The sequence below is a fragment of the Pseudomonas trivialis genome (assembly GCF_001439805.1).
Classification (GTDB): Bacteria; Pseudomonadota; Gammaproteobacteria; order Pseudomonadales; family Pseudomonadaceae; genus Aquipseudomonas; species Aquipseudomonas trivialis.
Genome location: NZ_JYLK01000001.1, coordinates 695655 through 712896 on the forward strand (window position 1 = coordinate 695655; position 17242 = coordinate 712896).

At 60.0% G+C, this 17242-nt stretch carries 16 protein-coding genes; 3 read left to right on the forward strand and 13 right to left on the reverse strand.

Going from position 1 to position 17242, the window contains the following annotated elements; genetic code table 11:
• Window positions 1–115: 115 nt before the first annotated feature.
• Window positions 116–331, reverse strand: coding sequence for a 30S ribosomal protein S21 (gene rpsU, locus TU79_RS25005; protein WP_002551877.1), 216 nt, complete (start codon window positions 329–331; stop codon window positions 116–118).
• Between the two features lie 203 nt (window positions 332–534).
• Here rpsU and tsaD point away from each other — a divergent pair, with 203 nt between their 5' ends.
• Window positions 535–1560: a tRNA (adenosine(37)-N6)-threonylcarbamoyltransferase complex transferase subunit TsaD gene (gene tsaD / locus TU79_RS03175; RefSeq protein ID WP_057006664.1), complete on the forward strand. Its 1026-nt coding sequence runs from the start codon at window positions 535–537 to the stop codon at window positions 1558–1560.
• 33 nt (window positions 1561–1593) lie between these two features.
• On the opposite strand, the gene plsY is transcribed toward tsaD, so the two are convergent.
• Window positions 1594–2163, reverse strand: coding sequence for a glycerol-3-phosphate 1-O-acyltransferase PlsY (gene plsY / locus TU79_RS03180; RefSeq protein WP_057006665.1), 570 nt, complete (start codon window positions 2161–2163; stop codon window positions 1594–1596).
• A gap of 74 nt (window positions 2164–2237) precedes the next feature.
• Between plsY and folB the strand changes: the two genes are divergently transcribed.
• Window positions 2238–2591 (forward strand): dihydroneopterin aldolase, encoded by a 354-nt coding sequence (folB, locus tag TU79_RS03185; RefSeq protein ID WP_057006666.1) that lies wholly within the window; start codon window positions 2238–2240, stop codon window positions 2589–2591.
• Complete coding sequence (folK, locus tag TU79_RS03190; protein ID WP_057006667.1) at window positions 2582–3106, forward strand: 2-amino-4-hydroxy-6-hydroxymethyldihydropteridine diphosphokinase; 525 nt, start codon at window positions 2582–2584, stop codon at window positions 3104–3106. Before folB ends, folK begins: the two co-directional genes overlap by 10 nt.
• 6 nt (window positions 3107–3112) lie before the next feature.
• On the opposite strand, the gene TU79_RS03195 is transcribed toward folK, so the two are convergent.
• The 11 genes from TU79_RS03195 to TU79_RS03245 form a co-directional block, all read right to left on the reverse strand.
• Entirely contained in the window at window positions 3113–4339 is a 1227-nt protein-coding gene (locus TU79_RS03195; RefSeq protein WP_057006668.1) for a multifunctional CCA addition/repair protein, read from the reverse strand.
• A 63-nt stretch (window positions 4340–4402) separates the two neighbouring features.
• Window positions 4403–5968, reverse strand: a complete 1566-nt coding sequence (locus TU79_RS03200) for a SpoVR family protein (protein WP_057006669.1) — start codon at window positions 5966–5968, stop codon at window positions 4403–4405.
• Window positions 5965–7236, reverse strand: coding sequence for a YeaH/YhbH family protein (locus TU79_RS03205; protein WP_057006670.1), 1272 nt, complete (start codon window positions 7234–7236; stop codon window positions 5965–5967). The genes TU79_RS03200 and TU79_RS03205 overlap by 4 nt, the downstream gene beginning before the upstream one ends.
• A 104-nt stretch (window positions 7237–7340) precedes the next feature.
• The gene (locus TU79_RS03210) at window positions 7341–9263 is read right to left on the reverse strand and encodes a PrkA family serine protein kinase (RefSeq protein WP_003232611.1); all 1923 of its coding nucleotides are present in this window, start codon (window positions 9261–9263) and stop codon (window positions 7341–7343) included.
• 284 nt (window positions 9264–9547) lie between these two features.
• Window positions 9548–9877 (reverse strand): thiosulfate sulfurtransferase GlpE, encoded by a 330-nt coding sequence (gene glpE / locus TU79_RS03215; protein ID WP_057006671.1) that lies wholly within the window; start codon window positions 9875–9877, stop codon window positions 9548–9550.
• Window positions 9878–9886: 9 nt separating this feature from the next.
• On the reverse strand, window positions 9887–10729 hold the full coding sequence (locus TU79_RS03220) for a symmetrical bis(5'-nucleosyl)-tetraphosphatase (RefSeq protein ID WP_057006672.1): 843 nt from the start codon (window positions 10727–10729) through the stop codon (window positions 9887–9889).
• Entirely contained in the window at window positions 10729–11109 is a 381-nt protein-coding gene (apaG, locus tag TU79_RS03225) for a Co2+/Mg2+ efflux protein ApaG (RefSeq protein ID WP_057006673.1), read from the reverse strand. Before apaG ends, TU79_RS03220 begins: the two co-directional genes overlap by 1 nt.
• 178 nt (window positions 11110–11287) lie before the next feature.
• On the reverse strand, window positions 11288–12100 hold the full coding sequence (gene rsmA, locus TU79_RS03230; RefSeq protein ID WP_057006674.1) for a 16S rRNA (adenine(1518)-N(6)/adenine(1519)-N(6))-dimethyltransferase RsmA: 813 nt from the start codon (window positions 12098–12100) through the stop codon (window positions 11288–11290).
• Entirely contained in the window at window positions 12097–13086 is a 990-nt protein-coding gene (pdxA, locus tag TU79_RS03235) for a 4-hydroxythreonine-4-phosphate dehydrogenase PdxA (RefSeq protein ID WP_057006675.1), read from the reverse strand. Before pdxA ends, rsmA begins: the two co-directional genes overlap by 4 nt.
• A complete protein-coding gene (locus tag TU79_RS03240) occupies window positions 13083–14417 on the reverse strand; it encodes a peptidylprolyl isomerase (RefSeq protein WP_057006676.1) in 1335 nt (444 codons plus the stop codon). Before TU79_RS03240 ends, pdxA begins: the two co-directional genes overlap by 4 nt.
• Entirely contained in the window at window positions 14398–17175 is a 2778-nt protein-coding gene (locus tag TU79_RS03245) for an LPS-assembly protein LptD (RefSeq protein WP_057006677.1), read from the reverse strand. Before TU79_RS03245 ends, TU79_RS03240 begins: the two co-directional genes overlap by 20 nt.
• Window positions 17176–17242: the final 67 nt, after the last annotated feature.

Genomic DNA, 17242 nt, shown 5'->3' on the forward strand with positions numbered 1-17242 from the left:
GGTTGTATCGGTCGCGTGTGCGGCGTCAACAGTGAAGCATCAAGCGATATCCGCAAATGCCAACAGCCCGGCTGAGGGCCGGGCTTGGCAGAAGCTTGCTACGAACGTCTGTGTATTAGTACAGACGAACGGCGCGGCGCTGTTCGCGCTGAACTTTCTTGGCGTGACGCTTAACAGCGGCTGCTGCCTTGCGCTTACGCTCAGAAGTTGGCTTCTCATAAAATTCGCGGCTACGAACTTCAGCCAGAACACCGGCTTTTTCGCAGGAGCGCTTGAAACGACGCAGAGCTACGTCGAAGGGTTCGTTCTCTTTTACTTTGACGGCTGGCATCCAGAGCTACCTTCTTTCATTACCGGGATTCAACGTTCTCGTCGCAAAAAATTCGCGGCTGAGGTCGTCGGTTTTTAAGGGTTGCGGATGTTAACCCCTCATTGCCCGGAATGCAAAGCCTCTGATCGAAAACCGCTAGGCGGGAGGGGGAGTGGCGACTATTATGCGCGCCTTCGAATTCAGCCTCTACAAGGCGCAAACCCATGCTAGTACTGGGACTTGAAACCTCCTGCGACGAAACCGGTGTCGCACTTTACGACAGTGAACGCGGGCTTTTGGCCGATGCACTGTTCAGTCAGATCGACCTGCACCGTGCCTATGGCGGCGTGGTGCCGGAGCTCGCCAGCCGTGATCACGTCAAGCGCATGCTGCCGTTGATCCGCCAGGTTCTGGACGAGGCCGGCTGTGTGCCGACCGAGATCGATGCCATCGCCTACACCGCCGGCCCCGGATTGGTTGGAGCCCTTCTGGTTGGGGCTTCTTGCGCCCAGGCGCTGGCGTTTGCCTGGGGCATTCCGGCCCTCGGCGTGCACCATATGGAAGGCCATTTACTGGCACCCATGCTGGAAAAAACACCGCCGCAGTTCCCGTTCGTCGCTTTGTTGGTATCAGGCGGCCATACGCAGCTGGTTCAGGTCGTTGGGATCGGTCAATACACCCTGTTGGGCGAGTCCCTGGACGATGCTGCCGGTGAGGCATTCGACAAGACCGCGAAGATGATGGGGCTCAATTATCCTGGTGGCCCGGAAATCGCGCGTCTTGCCGAAAAGGGTGTGGCCGGTCGCTACACCTTCCCGCGTCCGATGTGTGATCGTCCGGGGCTGATGTTCAGCTTCAGCGGCTTGAAAACCTCGGCACTCAATACCTGGCAACACAGCGTCAACGCCGGGGACGACAGTGAACAAGCCCGTTGCGACATCGCTCTGGCGTTCCAGCAGGCCGTGGTGGAGACTTTGACCATCAAGTGCAAGCGCGCGCTCAAGCAGGCGGGCATGCAGCGGCTGGTGATCGCTGGCGGCGTCAGCGCCAACAAGGCCTTGCGCGCCTCGCTGGAAAAAATGCTCGCAGACATGAAGGGCGATGTGTTCTACGCACGTGCCGAGTTCTGCACCGACAACGGTGCGATGATCGCCTACGCTGGCTGCCAGCGCCTGCAGGCCGGGCAGCATGAAAGCCTGGCGATCAGCGTGCAGGCGCGCTGGCCGATGGAGCAGTTGTCACCGTTGTAAGGCTTGCGCGTTAGCCGGGTTTAGCGGGCGTGTTTAAAAATGCCGTTCGCGCCCGGCAAACAGGTCGCGTAGATTGCCGCGGTGGCGCCAGACGATCAGCAACGTCAGCACGCTCATCGGCAACAACGCTGCCGGTGCCTGCCAGGCCAGCAGCGGCAGGGTGAGCGGCGTGGCGATCAGCGCGGCCAGGGAGCTGGTGCGGGTCAGGTAGAACGCCAGTAGCCAGGCCGCGATGGCCAGCAATGCCGCTGGAGGGTAGATTCCCAGCAGCATGCCGGCCGCGGTGGCGACGCCTTTGCCGCCGCGAAAGCGAAAGTACAGGGGAAACAGATGGCCCAGGACGGCGCATACGCCCACCCAGGCCTGCTGTTGCAGAGGCAAACCGGCGAGGCTGGCGATCAGCACGGGCACCAGCCCCTTGCAGACGTCGCCCAGCAGGGTCAATACGGCAAGTTTCTTGCCGGCCAGGCGCAGCATGTTGGTGGCGCCGGCATTGCCTGAGCCACTCATTCGCGGATCGGGATTTCCCGTCAGGCGGCTGAGCAAAATGGCGAAGGACAGCGAGCCGAGCAGGTAGGCGAAAGGCGCCAGTGACCAAAACATGCTAACTATTCCGGGCGAGTACGCCCTGATTCTAACGGGGCATCGCGCCCTTGTCGTGCTGCGGAGAAGAGTGCTTGGACAGAGTGTTTATCGAAGGCCTGGAAGTCGACACGGTGATCGGCGCCTACGACTGGGAGCGCGGCATCAAGCAATGCCTGCGCCTGGACCTGAGTTTTGCCTGGGACAATCGCCCGGCTGCGGCCAGTGACGACCTGACCCTGGCGCTGGATTACGCCAGCGTGTCCGCGCGCATCCAGGCCTTTGCCGACGAGTCCCGGTACCAATTGGTGGAAACCTTCGCCGAACGCCTGGCGCAAGTTCTGATGAATGAGTTCCAGATTCCCTGGTTGCACCTCAAGTTGACCAAGCCAGGCGCCGTACCGGCCGCCACGGGCGTGGGCGTGGAGATCGAGCGCGGATGTCGCTGACTCAGGTTTACCTCGGCCTTGGCAGTAATATCGAGCGTGAGCCTCGTTTGCGCGCCGGGCTGGATGCATTGGCGGGTTTTCTGACCGAGATGCGCTGCTCGGCGGTGTTCGAAAGCCAGCCGGTTGGCATCAAGAGCGGGCCGTTTTTCAATCTGGTGGTGTCGGGGTATACCGACCTGCCGCTGATGGAGCTGGACCGCAGACTGAAATTCATCGAGGCCGAAAACGGTCGCTATGCACCCGACCGCAAAGGTCTGCCGCTGGATATCGATGTGCTGTTGTACGGCGAGCTGGTGGGTGATTTTGACGGCTTGATCCTGCCACGCGCAGAGATACTGACCAACGCGTTCGTGCTTTGGCCACTGTCGATGATGGCGCCGGATCGTGTGCACCCGCAGGCCCGCAAGACCATGGCCGAGCTGTGGCGTGACGCACAGATCGACCAGGTGCTGGCACCCGTCGGGTTCGAATGGCAGGGCCAGCCACTCACGCCCACTACCCTCCTGCAGGCGTGAGCAAGCTCAGGCCTGCAGTGATTTGTAGGTCTGCAATACTTTGAGCCGTTCGCGCTTCAATGCCTCGCCCAGTTCCGGGCCTTTGAAGCCCTTTTCCAGTAACGGCGCCACTGGCACCTCGCGCGCCGCCTTCGCTGCGCCGCGTAAATAATCCGCCTGTGGATAACTTCTCTGTTCCAGTCCCTTGCGGCCACGCGCATCCATTTCGCAGCTCACCACAAACTCTTCAAAGCGTTGCGGCCGACGATACACATCAAAGCTTTGCAGCAACTCCAGCAATGTCGAGGCCTTCAGCTCCAGTGCCCGGTGGCCATGGGTGTGATATTGGCCAACCAACAGGGCCAGCTCCTGGCAGTCCTTTGGCGCCTTGAAGCGTTCGTTCACCGCCTTGATCAGCTTCAAACCCCGCTGTTCGTGGGCAATATGCTGCGGCAACTTATCCACAGGCGTTGTGCCCTTGCCCAGGTCGTGCAGCAGGCAGGCCCAGCGCACCGTTAGCGGTTGCCGATGCACGGCGGCTTGTTCCAGCACGCTCAAGGTGTGCACGCCGGTGTCGATTTCCGGATGGTGGACTTCGGGTTGCGGCACACCAAACAGGGCGTCCACTTCCGGCATCAGGGTTTTCAGCGCGTTGCAGTCGCGTAACACCTGAATAAATACCTGGGGCTGATCCTCCATCAGCGCGCGGGAGATTTCTTTCCAGCTGCGTTCGGGTGTCAGCGCTTCCAGTTCGCCGGACTCACTGAGTTGGCGCATCAGTTCCAGGGTCTGCGGCGCCACAGTAAAACCCAGGTGCGCATAACGTGCGGCAAAGCGTGCCACACGCAGCACACGCAACGGATCTTCGGCGAACGCGGGTGAAACGTGGCGAAGAACACGTGCTTCGAGGTCGTCCTGGCCGTGATACGGATCAATGATGTTGCCGTCATCGTCCTCTGCCATGGCGTTGATCGTCAGGTCGCGGCGGATCAGGTCTTCTTCCAGCGTTACCTCGGGGCTGGCGTGAAACACAAAGCCGCCATAACCCCGGCCGCTTTTGCGTTCGGTGCGGGCGAGGGCGTATTCGTCGCCGTTGTTCGGGTCGAGGAATACCGGGAAGTCTGCGCCCACCGGTTTGTAGCCCTTGGCGAGCATTTCCTCGGCGCTCACGCCGACCACCATGCGGTCGATGTCGGTGACCTTGATGCCCAGCAAGCGGTCGCGTACGGCGCCGCCGACTTTGTAGATTTTCATGAAAAAGCCTCCATTAGCGCCACAGGATACCGCCTGTGCCTGGCCAATGGAGGCTTTGCCGTTTCAGAGATGGACCACGGCCAAATCCAGACGGCCATAGTCGCTGTCACCGTGATCGCTGCGTGGTGGCACGTGATGGGTTTTCATCACCTGATCGCCCTGCAGGGTTTCCAGGTGAATGTCGAACCCCCACAGCCGATGCAAATGCTTGAGTACTTCTTCGGTGGACTCGCCCAAGGGTTTGCGGTCGTGCTGCTGGTGACGCAGGGTCAGCGAACGATCACCGCGCACATCGATGCTGTAGATCTGCACGTTGGGCTCGCGATTGCCCAGGTTGTACTGCGCGGCCAGGGTTTCGCGGATGGTCCGGTAACCCGGTTCATCGTGGATCGCCGGCACCACCAGATCGTCCTTGAGATCGTCATCCATGATGCTGAACAGCTTCAGATCGCGGATCACCTGGGGCGACAGGTACTGCAGGATAAAACTCTCGTCCTTGAAGCTGCTCATGGCGAACTTGATGGTCGACAGCCAGTCGCTGCCGGCGATTTCCGGGAACCAGCGACGATCCTCCTCGGTGGGGTGTTCGCACATTCGCCGTATGTCACGGTACATCGCGAAGCCCAGGGCATAGGGATTAATGCCGCTGTAATAGGGGCTGTCGAAGCCGGGTTGGAACACCACGCTGGTATGGGAGGTGAGGAACTCCATCATGAAGCCGTCCGTGACCAGGCCTTCGTCGTACAGGTCGTTCATCAGGGTGTAGTGCCAGAAGGTTGCCCAGCCTTCATTCATCACCTGAGTCTGGCGCTGTGGATAAAAATACTGGGCGATCTTGCGCACGATGCGCACGATTTCGCGCTGCCAGGGTTCAAGCAGTGGCGCGTGTTTTTCCAGAAAATAGAGGATGTTTTCCTGAGGTTCGGCGGGAAAGCGTGCATTGTCCTTTTCGCTGTTTTTACCGGCCTTTTTGGGGATGGTGCGCCACAGGTCGTTGATCTGCTTTTGCAGATGCTCTTCGCGTTCCGCTTGGCGCAGGCGTTCTTCTTCAGCAGAAATCGGATAAGGGCGTTTGTAGCGGTCGACCCCGTAGTTCATCAATGCATGGCAGGAATCGAGCAGGTCTTCCACCGCATCGATGCCGTGGCGCTCCTCGCACTGCATGATGTACTGCTTGGCGAACACCAGGTAATCGATGATCGAACTGGCATCGGTCCAGGTGCGGAACAGGTAGTTTCCCTTGAAGAAGCTGTTGTGCCCGTAGCAGGCATGGGCCACCACCAGCGCCTGCATGCAGATAGTATTTTCTTCCATCAGATAGGCGATGCACGGGTCCGAGTTGATCACGATCTCGTAGGCCAGGCCCATCTGGCCCCGCGTATAGGATTTCTCGGTGCTGAGGAAATGTTTGCCATAGGACCAATGGTGGTATCCCAGCGGCATGCCCACCGAGGCATAGGCATCCATCATCTGTTCGGCGGTGATCACTTCGATCTGGTTGGGGTAAGTGTCCAGCGCATAACCGGCCGCAATGCGGCTAATTTCCCGGTCATAGGCCTGGATCAGTTCAAAGGTCCACTCGGATCCGGTGGAAAGAGGTTGGCGCCTAGTCTCTTTTTTGGCGGTCATGTCACTAACCTGCGCTGGAAGAGTTCACGGAAGACCGGGTAAATATCGCCGGCCGAGACCAGTTGCTGTTGGGCGAATGTGTCGGCAAAGGCTTCGCCGATGCGCTCATATTCGAACCACAGGGCCTGGTGCTCACGGGGGGTAATTTCGACGTAGGTGTAGTACTGCACGAACGGCATGATCTGGTTGATCAGGATATCGCGGCAGATCGGCGAGTCATCATTCCAGTTGTCACCGTCGGAAGCCTGGGCCGCATAGATGTTCCACTCATTGGCCGGATAGCGCTCGGCCATGATCTCCTGCATCAACTTCAACGCGCTGGACACGATGGTGCCGCCGGTTTCCCGCGAGTAGAAGAACTCCTCTTCGTCGACTTCCCGGGCACTGGTGTGATGGCGGATGAACACCACGTCGATCTTGTCGTAGTTCCGCTTCAGGAACAGGTACAGCAGGATAAAGAAGCGCTTGGCAATGTCCTTGGTGGCCTGGGTCATGGAGCCGGACACATCCATCAGGCAAAACATCACGGCCTTGGAGCTGGGGTTGGGCTGCTTGACCAGCAGGTTGTATTTCAAGTCGAAGGTGTCGAGAAACGGCACGCGATGAATACGCGCGCTGAGTTTCTCGATTTCCGCCTCGATCTGCTGGATATCGCCGAAATTGTCCGGTTCTTCGCGCTTGAGCCGCGCCAGTTCTTCCTTGGCCTCCCTCAGTTTGGCGCGGCTGCTGCCGGAGAGGGCGATGCGCCGCGCATGGGCTGAGCGCAGGGTGCGGATGATATTGATGCGCGACGGGTTGCCCTCGTTGCTGATACCCGCGCGCACGGTCTTGAAGGTGTCGGTGCCGGTGAGGTTGCGCTTGACCAGATTGGGCAGTTCCAAATCCTCGAACATGAACTCGAGGAATTCTTCCTGAGTGATCTGGAACACGAACTCGTCCATCCCTTCGCCGGAGTTACCGGCCTTTCCCGCACCCTTGCCGCCACCGCCACCCTGAGGCCGCTGGATGTGTTCGCCGGTGGTGAACTCCTTGTTGCCGGGGTGCACGACCGTCTGTTTGCCGCCACGGCCGTGATGCAGCACCGGTTCGTCGATGTCACGGCCGGGAATGCTGATCTGCTCGCCATGTTCCATATCGGTAATGGAGCGGCGGCTCACCGCTTCTTCCACGGCCTTTTTGATGTGGTCACGGTAACGCCGCAGGAAACGCTGGCGGTTTACCGTGCTCTTGTTCTTGCCATTGAGGCGTCGGTCGATCACATAGCTCATGGGGCCCCTCCGGGGAGCTTCAAGTCGTAAGCTGCAAGCGGCAAGTGACGCTCGGGGTTTGTTCACCTGCCGCTTGAAGCTAGAAGCTTGCAGCTACTTCTCTTTCACTGCGATTTCCGGACCCGTAGGTACCATTCCGACAGCAGTCGTACCTGTTTGTCGGTATAGCCTCGCTCGACCATGCGTGTGACGAAGTCGTTGTGTTTTTGCTGATCCTCCTTGCTGGCCTTGGCATTGAAACTGATGACCGGCAACAGGTCCTCGGTGTTGGAGAACATTTTCTTCTCGATGACCACGCGCAGCTTCTCGTAGCTGAGCCAGGTGGGGTTCTTGCCGTTGTTGTTGGCGCGGGCGCGCAGCACGAAGTTGACGATTTCGTTGCGGAAATCCTTCGGATTGCTGATGCCGGCCGGTTTTTCGATTTTTTCCAGTTCCTCGTTGAGGGCCACGCGGTTGAGGATTTCGCCGGTTTCCGGGTCGCGGTATTCCTGATCCTGGATCCAGAAGTCGGCGTACAGCACGTAGCGGTCGAAGATGTTCTGGCCGTACTCGCTGTAGGACTCGAGATACGCGGTCTGGATTTCCTTGCCGATGAATTCGATATAGCGCGGCGCCAGGTATTCCTTGAGAAAGCGCAGGTAGCGCTCACGGGTTTCGGCCTGGAATTGCTCCTGTTCGATCTGCTGTTCGAGCACATAGAGCAGGTGCACCGGGTTGGCGGCGATTTCGTGGGGGTCAAAGTTGAAGACCTTGGACAAAATCTTGAACGCAAACCGCGTCGACAGACCGTTCATGCCCTCGTCCACGCCCGCCGTGTCGCGGTATTCCTGGATCGATTTGGCCTTTGGGTCGGTGTCCTTGAGGTTTTCGCCGTCGTACACACGCATCTTCGAATAGATATTCGAGTTTTCCGGCTCCTTGAGGCGCGACAGCACGGTGAACTGCGCGAGCATCTTCAAGGTGTCCGGCGCGCAATGGGCCTTGGACAGGGAGCTGTTGAACAGCAGCTTGTCGTAGATCTTGATTTCGTCGCTGACGCGCAGGCAGTACGGCACCTTGACGATGTAGATCCGGTCGATGAAGGCTTCGTTGTTCTTGTTGTTACGGAAGGTGTGCCATTCCGATTCGTTGGAGTGGGCCAGCAGAATGCCATTGAACGGAATCGCCCCCAGGCCCTCGGTGCTGTTGTAGTTACCTTCCTGGGTGGCGGTGAGCAAGGGGTGCAGCACCTTGATCGGCGCCTTGAACATCTCCACGAATTCCATCAGGCCCTGGTTGGCCCGGCACAGCGCGCCGGAGTAGCTGTAGGCATCGGCGTCGTTCTGCGGGAATTCCTCGAGTTTACGGATATCGACCTTGCCCACCAGTGCCGAAATATCCTGGTTGTTTTCATCGCCGGGCTCGGTCTTGGCCACCCCGATCTGGTTGAGGATCGACGGGTAGAGCTTGACCACGCGGAACTGGCTGATATCACCACCGAACTCGGCCAGGCGCTTGGTGGCCCAGGGCGACATGATGGTGTTGAGGTAACGCCGTGGGATGCCGAAGTCTTCTTCGAGGATCGCGCCATCTTCCGTGGCGTTGAACAACCCCAGGGGGGATTCGAATACCGGCGAGCCCTTGATGGCGTAGAAGGGGACCTTTTCGATCAGTTGTTTGAGCTTTTCGGCGAGGGAGGATTTACCGCCGCCCACCGGGCCGAGCAGGTAGAGAATCTGTTTCTTCTCTTCCAGGCCTTGGGCGGCGTGGCGGAAATAGGAGACGATCTGGTCAATGCATTCTTCCATTCCGTGGAAGTCTTCAAAGGCCGGATAGCGACGGATCACCTTGTTGGAGAATATGCGCGACAGGCGCGAATTGTTCGCGGTCTCCACCAGCTCCGGCTCGCCGATCGCCAATAGCAGGCGCTCGGCGGCCGACGCGTAGGTGCTGCGGTCCTGTTTGCACAGCTCCAGATACTCTTGAAGCGTGAGTTCTTCCTGCTGTGTGGACGCAAAGCGTTGTTGGAAGTGGCTAAAGATACTCATGACGTCGTCACCTCGCTCGATACGTGGAGCCGACGCCGGATCAATCAGTCGATGCTGGCAACCATTGGCAGACACCAATGGCTGTTTCCCCCCAGAACACCCTGAAACGCTACCGATGACCCGTGCGCCGGTGTACCGGCTCTCCCCTGATTTGGATGGCCTGCGCTTAAGGATAGTTCGGAATCGTGGAGGTCAAGGTGTGATGCGTAATTAGTTTGCCCGCGCCGTTCGTCAGAAACGGCGCAAGCCCAAGCATCACGCGGGGTAGCGGGGTGTGAAAAAAATTATTGCGGGTCGCCCGAGGAAATTTCTTCGGGATAGGTCGCACGCCATAGCTCAAAGCCGCCGTCCAGGCTATAGACGTCGGAGAACCCCTGGCTGACCAGGTAAGCGGCGGCGCTCTGGCTGGAATTGCCGTGGTAGCAGGCCACGATCAGTGGTGCGTCCAGATCGGCAGCGCGGATAAAGTCCTGAATATTGATGTTGTCCAGATGCCGGGCGCCGCTGATGTGCGCGGCGGCGTAGGTTGGCTGGTCGCGAATATCCACGACCACGGCGCCTTGCTCGCGCAGGGCCTGGGCTTGTTCAGGGGGGATACGTTTGAATTCGCTCATGGCGGGCTCCTAGGGTTGGGCGGCGGCCGTTTGTGTGGGAGATGGGCACTGGCAACTGAAACGCTCGCCAGTGTCGATGTTCATCAGGGTCATGGCGCCGCCCCACACGCAGCCGGTGTCGAGGGCGAACACTCCGGGTTCTGTGCATTTACCCTCAAGGGCAGCCCAATGACCGAAGATGATCTTCGTATCACGGGTCTTGCGTTCCTGATGCGCGAACCATGGCAGGTAACCGGGCAGTGCGCTGTCGGCGCCTTCCTTGCTTTTGAGGTCCAGCTTGCCGTCGGCGGTGCAGAAGCGCATGCGCGTGAAGTAATTGGTGATCACCCGCAGGCGTGGGACGCCGGTGAGGTCGTTGTCCCACTTGACCGGTTCATTGCCGTACATGCCGTCGAGGTAGGCGGTGTAAAGGTTATCGTCGGCCAGGGCGATTTCGACTTCGGCGGCGCACTTGAGGGCTTTCTTCAGCGTCCACTGCGGCGCAATGCCCGCATGCACCAGCGCCATGTTGCGCGCTTGGTCGTAATGCATGATTTTTTGCCGGCGCACCCATTCCAGCAGCTCTGTGCGATCCGGCGCGTCAAGGATTTCACGCAGGGTGTCGCCCTTTTTCAGACGCTCGATGTTACGGCCAGCCGCCAGCAGGTGCAGGTCATGGTTGCCCAGCACGCACACCAGCGAGTCACGCAGACCATAGAGATAGCGCAGGGTTTCCAGGGACTGCGGGCCCCGGTTGACGAGGTCGCCCACCAGCCACAGGCGATCCTGCGCCGGGTTAAAGGCGACGCGCTCAAGCAGACACTTGAGAGGCTCCAGGCAGCCCTGCAGGTCGCCGACGGCATACGTCGCCATCAGTGCAACGCACCGGGCACGGCGAGGCGAAACGGCTTGATGATGGCGTCGAACAACTGGCCGTCGGTGGCTTTCATCTGATACGAGCCCTGCATGGTGCCGACCCTGGAGGTCATCACCGTGCCGCTGCTGTAGGTGTGGCTGGCGCCGCTGTCGATCAATGGCTGCTGGCCAACCACGCCCGCGCCGCGTACTTCCTCGACCTGGCCGTCGCCGTCGGTAATCACCCAATGGCGCGACAGCAGCTTGGCCGGCACCAGGCCGTTGTTCTTGATTGTGATGGTGTAGGCAAAGGCGAAGCGGTTGTGCTCGGGTTGGGATTGGTCCGCCAGGAAGCGGGTGACGACGCTGACGTCGATCTGGTAGCGAGGATCGGACATGCAAGAGGCCTTAAAAGCAAAAGCGGAGGACAGCAGATGTGGGTCAGTCTAGGCCAAGAGATGGGCACTAGGCCAGACATGCTGTCCGGGGGCTTTGAGCAACAGTTGGCATCACTGGATTCAATTGTGGGAGGGAGCAAGCCCCCTCCCACATTTGCATTGTGTCGAGGTTTGAGCCTTATTCCACTGCTGGCGCAGGCTGGATCGCCAACTGGTCGGCCAGGCGCACGAACGCGGCCAGGTCCAGTTGCTCTGGGCGCAGGCTGCCGTCAACACCGGCGGCTTCGATTTCGGCATTGCTCAGCAGGGCCTTGAGCGTGTTGCGCAGGGTCTTGCGGCGCTGGTTGAACGCCTCACGCACCACGCGCTCCAGCAGTTTGTGATCCTTGGCCGGGTGCGGCAGCACGGCGTGGGGCACCAGGCGCACGATGGCCGAGTCGACCTTCGGCGGCGGGTTGAACGCGCCGGGGCCGACGTTGAACAAGTGCTCCACGCGACAATGGTACTGAACCATGATCGATAGCCGGCCCCAATCACCACCGCCAGGGCCTGCCGCCAGACGCTCGACCACTTCCTTTTGCAGCATGAAGTGCATGTCGCGGATGATCGAGGCGTTGTTGAGCAGATGAAAGATCAGCGGGGTGGAGATGTTGTAAGGCAGGTTGCCCACTACTCGCAGGCTGTTGGGCGCGGCATTGAGGCTGTTGAAGTCGAACTTCAACGCGTCGCCCTGGTGCAGGTTGAAGTTGGTCTTGCCGGCGAACTGCTGGTTGAGGATCGGAATCAGGTCCTTGTCCAGCTCAACCACGTCGAGCTGGCCGCCGCTGGCCAGCAGGCCCTGGGTCAGCGCGCCCTGGCCCGGGCCGATTTCCAGCAGGCGATCTTCTGGCTTGGCATGGATGGAGCGCAGGATGCGGTCGATCACGCCGGCGTCGTGCAGGAAGTTTTGCCCGAAGCGCTTGCGCGCCCGGTGTTGGTAATGCTCGGTCATATACGGGTCTCGGCCATCTGATAGGCGGTTTCCAGGGCCACGTGCAGGCTGCCGGTATCGATTTTGCCGCTGCCCGCGAGGTCCAGGGCGGTGCCATGGTCGACGGAGGTGCGGATGATCGGCAGGCCCAGTGTCACGTTGACGGCGGCGCCGAAGCCTTTGTACTTCAGCACGGGCAGTCCCTGGTCGTGGTACATCGCCAGCACTGCGTCGCAGTGCTCCAGATACTTGGGGGTAAACAGAGTGTCCGCCGGCAGTGGGCCGCGCAGGTCCATGCCTTCTTGGCGCAGACGCTCCAGGGTGGGTTCGATGATGTCGATTTCTTCATGGCCCAGGTGGCCGCCTTCGCCGGCGTGTGGGTTGAGCCCACAGACCAGGATGCGGGGCCGGGCAATGCCGAATTTGTGTTGCAGGTCGGCGTGCAGGATGCGCATTACGCGCTCCACCCGCTCAGCGGTGATGGCGTCGGCGACGTCCCGCAGTGGCAGGTGCGTGGTGACCAGGGCGACGCGCAGGCCACGGGTGGCCAGCATCATTACCACTTGTTCGGTATGGGTCAGTTCGGCGAGGAATTCGGTATGCCCGGAAAAGGCAATGCCGGATTCATTGATCACGCCCTTGTGCACCGGGGCGGTGATCATGCCGGCGAAGTCACCGTTAAGGCAGCCAAGGCCTGCGCGGGTGAGGGTTTCGAGTACGAAGGCCGCATTGGCCTTGTCGAGCTGACCGGCAACGACCCTGGCCTGCAAGGGCGTGTCCCACACGTACAGGCTGCCCGCGGGGGCCGGCAGCTCGGGCCAGTTGCCCGGCGCCACGTCCAGCAGTGTGACAGCCACACCCAGCTGCGCGGCCCGCTCAAGGAGCAGGTCGCGGCTGGTAATGGCGATCAGGGGATGCGGCTGGGCGTGCGAGGCGAGCAGCAGGCACAGGTCTGGACCAATGCCGGCCGGCTCGCCGGGTGTCACTGCGAAACGCTGTGGTTTCACTGAGTTGCCTGGTCGGTGCCTGTTTGCTCGGCGCCTGGCAGCTTGTTTTCCACGTAGGCTTCGTCACGGATCTGACGCAACCAGGTTTGCAGCTCTTCGTCGTACTTGCGGTTACGCAGCACGGTCAGCGCTTGTTGTTCGCGGGCCTGGTTGGTGTTGTCGGTAGCGCGACGGCCGAGGACTTCCAGTACGTGCCAGCCGTATTGAGTCTTGAACGGCTTGGACAGTACGCCTTGCGGGGTCTTGGCCATTACGTCCTGGAACTCCGGTACCAGCGCACGCGGGTCGATCCAGTTGAGGTCGCCGCCGTTGAGGGCAGAACCCGGGTCTTCCGAGAAGCTCTTGGCCAGGGTAGCGAAGTCTTCACCGCTTTCGATGCGGTCATAGATCTTCTGGGCCAGTTCCTTGGTTTGCGCCTCGGTGCGGATTTCGCTTGGTTTGACCAGGATGTGGCGCACATGCACTTCGTCTTTGAGCGAAGTCTCGCCGCCACGACGCTCCAGCAGCTTCAGGATAATGAAGCCACCCGGGGTACGGGCCGGCTGAGTAATGCCACCGACTTGCATGGCGCTCAGCTCACGGTCGAACGGAGGTGGCAGTTGCGCGGCTTTACGCCAGCCCATGTCACCCCCCTCGAGGGCGTTATCGCTGCCGGATTGGGCAATGGCCATTTGCGCAAAGTCGGCACCGGCTTTCAGGCGATCATAGATAGCCTGGGTTTTCGCGGCGGCAGCGTTGAGCTGCTCGGAGTTGGCGCTGTCCGGGGTCGGGATCAGGATATTGGCCAGGTGCAGTTCTTCGGAAAGCTGCATCTTGCCCAGGTCCGACGCGAGGAAGTTCTTCACTTCCTGCTCGGACACCTGAACGCGTTCGGCCACCCGGCGCTGGCGTACACGGCTGATGATCATCTCGCGGCGGATCTGGTCACGGGCGTCATCATAGGAAAGACCGTCGTGGGCCAGGGCTGCACGGAACTGGTCGATGCTCATGTTGTTGCGCTGGGCAATGGTGCCGACAGCCTGGTTCAGTTCTTCGTCCGAAATACGGATGCCGGAACGCTCGCCGATCTGCAGTTGCAGGTTTTCGACGATCAGGCGTTCCAGTACCTGCTGATCCAGCACGCTGGTCGGCGGCACACCACCGCCACGCTTGGCGATGGTTTGCTGGACTTCCTTGACGCGCTGGTCCAGTTGGCTCTGCATGATCACGTCGTTGTCGACGATGGCCACGACCTTGTCCAGCTGTTGAACCGCAGCGTGCGCCGATGCAGCACCCAGGAACAGCGCGCCCAGCAGGAGCGGGCGCACACAATCAGAAAGCTTGATCTTCACGTTGACGATAACCTTGAATGCCTTTGTCGAGGAAGCTCTCTACCTTGGCGCCGGTCAGGCCGCCGAGTCCTTTGAGGACGATCTGGAAGAAGAGCCCGTGGTCACCCTTTTCGTTAAGCGGGGCGATCTGCGTGTATTCGTCGTTGGAAACCCAGTAACGGTTGATGACGCGCAGTTTCCAGCAGCAGTTGTCGTACTCGAAACCACCGAAGGCTTCCAGAGTGCGGTTGCGGGCGTAGTCATACTGCCAGCGGGTGATCAGGTTCCACTGAGGAATGATCGGCCACATCATCGAGAAGTCGTGTTGCTGGATTTTGTAGTAATCCTTCACGTAGTTCGCGGTGTCTGAAGGGACGCTGTAGTCACCACCAAACTGCCATTTGCCGGTCAGCTGGTTGTAGACCACTTGGTCGTTGCGATACCGATACCCTAGGTTGATGATCTTGTTCGGGTTGTCTTCCGGCTGGTAGTGGAACATGGCGCTGCCCGAGCGTGGAGCACGGCTCACTGGGTCCCAGTTGTAGTCGGCTGTGGCACGCCAGTCGCGGTTGAAGCGGAACTCGTAATCCAGCGCGATTGGCGATACATCGGTCTTGGCGTCGTCACGGTCGGCAGCCAGGATGCCTGGCAGTTGAACCTTGCGATCCTTGAAGTACAGGGCCTGGCCGATGGCCACGCGCTGACGCTCAAAGCCGTTTTCTTCGATCCAGCGGCTGGTCACGCCCAGGGACAGCTTGTTTTCATCGCCGATCCGGTCACTGCCGCTGAAGCGGTTGTCGCGGAACAGCGAGGAGTAGCTGAATGTATTTTCGCTGGTGTCAAAGACCGGGATGTCACTCTGGTCTCTGTTCGGTACGTACAAGTAGTAAGCGCGGGGCTCAAGTGTCTGGTTGTACTCTTTGCCAAACCAATTGGTCTTGCGGTCGAAGAACAGGCCGCTGTCGATGCTGGCAATTGGTACAGCGCGGTCTTGAGAGCTTTTGAACTCATCCCCTGCAGCAAGGCTGTTCTTGCCGATGGTGTCCAGATCAAGATCGTACTTCGTATAGACGTACTTGAGCTTTGGCGTAATAAACCCGTAGGTCCAGTTCATCGGATAGTCGACGGCCGGTGCCGCGTTCAGGCGGGTACCGTTTGCACGGGTCAGGCCAGTAACAAACCTGTCCAGCCGAGTCGTTGTCACACCGTTTTCATCAGTGAACGTGCCGTTCTGCAGATCCCGATCAAAACGCACCGCTTCGGTTTCATAAGTAAAGTTCAGCCCGCCCGGATGGTATGGAAGAGCACCATTGAAGGTGATCTGCGGCAACCGGTCATACGGCGTGATCTGCGAGATGGTCGCCAGCTGATAGGCCTGGAGATTCAGGCGCGCTTGATAAGAGTCGCCCCTGTATGTCAAGGAACCCTGCTGGTTCAGGTAGTCACGGCTTTCAACGCCTTCCTCATACGACTTCAAATCCTGGAAGTAGTAAGGGTCGCTGATCCGTGTGTAGTCCACCTGACTGGTCAAGCGTGAATCCAACCCACCCCTATGCTGCCAATTGACCATATAGCGGGTTTTTTCGTAATCGGTCTGCTTGCTGCGCTCGTCGTTGTCGTCGTTCAGGTACGCGCCGCCGAACTGGCCTTCGCTGGACTTGGTGAGGTAGCGGAATTCGCCTTCCATCATCATGCCGCGCTTGGTCATGTATTGCGGGTACAACGTGGCGTCGTAGTTCGGCGCCAGGTTGAAGTAGTAAGGCGTTACCAAGGTAAAGCCCGTCTCGCTACCGGTGCTGAAGCTCGGCGGCAGGAAGCCGGATTGACGACGGTCGTCGATCGGGAAGTAGATGTATGGGGTGTACAGGATCGGGATGTTCTTGACCCGCAACGTCGCGTTGGTGGCCGTACCGAAACCGGTGGCCGGGTTCAACGTGATGTTGTTGCCGCGCAGTTGCCAGGCGTTGCTGTCCGGCTCGCAGGTGGTGTACGTACCGTCCTTGAGGCGGATGATCGCGTTTTCGGCACGCTTGGCGTACAGCGCGTTACCGCGGATACGCGACTTGTGCATCACGTACTCGGCGTTGTCGATTTGCGCAGCACCGGTGTCCAGCTGGACCTCGGCATGATCGCCGACGATCAGCGCGCCATTGTCACGCAGGCGCACGTTACCGTTCAGCTCGCCACGGTTTTCGGCCTGGTACAGGCTGGCTTCCTGGGATTCGAGCTGCATGCTGCCCTGGCGCATGACCACGTCACCGGCGAGGGTCGCGACCTGCGACTCCTGCTCGTAACGGGAAGCCTTGGCGCCGATGAAGGTGGGCGCATCGCTCTTGTCCGTCTTGTCGTTCATGCCAGGACGGATCGGTTCGATGTACGCACCACCGCAGTACGGGCCGGTTTCGGCCAGTTGGGCTGCGGTCAGCTTGTCGCGCGGCACCCAGTCCAGGTGGCTGTAGTCGGCGCTGCGCGAACGCAGGCCACGGCCCTTGGATTCGGTGACCAGCGCCGTCTTCGGCTCGGCCTCGGCAGTGCCACCGGCAGCGGCCTGGGCCGTGCTGTTGGCCGAGCTGACGGCGGCGCCGTCATGCACCGGGCGCGGTGGCAATGGGGCAGCGGCGGTTTTCGGCGCGCAATCCCAGGCACCCGAAGCAGAGACTGAGCAGTCATACTGTTCCGCGGCGACCACGAATGAGGTGGCGAAAGGTTGCATGGCCAGCAGACTGCCGGTTACCAGCAACGGAAATTTTCTACGAAACGCGGGGGATTTCAATGCCATCTTATTAGTCCGGGCTTCCTGCGTGCCATCTGCCCGCGGTTTGGGCCGCACGCCTCTCGATGGTCTG

Coding starts and splice junctions, on each gene's coding strand:
- TU79_RS03200 (WP_057006669.1), bottom strand. CDS start 5,968: ATGACCGCCAAAAAAGAGACTAGGCGCCAACCTCTTTCCACCGGATCC.
- rpsU (WP_002551877.1), bottom strand. CDS start 331: ATGCCAGCCGTCAAAGTAAAAGAGAACGAACCCTTCGACGTAGCTCTG.
- TU79_RS03205 (WP_057006670.1), bottom strand. CDS start 7,236: ATGAGCTATGTGATCGACCGACGCCTCAATGGCAAGAACAAGAGCACG.
- folK (WP_057006667.1), top strand. CDS start 2,582: ATGTCGCTGACTCAGGTTTACCTCGGCCTTGGCAGTAATATCGAGCGT.
- rsmA (WP_057006674.1), bottom strand. CDS start 12,100: ATGACCGAGCATTACCAACACCGGGCGCGCAAGCGCTTCGGGCAAAAC.
- TU79_RS03195 (WP_057006668.1), bottom strand. CDS start 4,339: ATGAAAATCTACAAAGTCGGCGGCGCCGTACGCGACCGCTTGCTGGGC.
- TU79_RS03220 (WP_057006672.1), bottom strand. CDS start 10,729: ATGGCGACGTATGCCGTCGGCGACCTGCAGGGCTGCCTGGAGCCTCTC.
- TU79_RS03210 (WP_003232611.1), bottom strand. CDS start 9,263: ATGAGTATCTTTAGCCACTTCCAACAACGCTTTGCGTCCACACAGCAG.
- tsaD (WP_057006664.1), top strand. CDS start 535: ATGCTAGTACTGGGACTTGAAACCTCCTGCGACGAAACCGGTGTCGCA.
- glpE (WP_057006671.1), bottom strand. CDS start 9,877: ATGAGCGAATTCAAACGTATCCCCCCTGAACAAGCCCAGGCCCTGCGC.
- plsY (WP_057006665.1), bottom strand. CDS start 2,163: ATGTTTTGGTCACTGGCGCCTTTCGCCTACCTGCTCGGCTCGCTGTCC.
- apaG (WP_057006673.1), bottom strand. CDS start 11,109: ATGTCCGATCCTCGCTACCAGATCGACGTCAGCGTCGTCACCCGCTTC.
- TU79_RS03245 (WP_057006677.1), bottom strand. CDS start 17,175: ATGGCATTGAAATCCCCCGCGTTTCGTAGAAAATTTCCGTTGCTGGTA.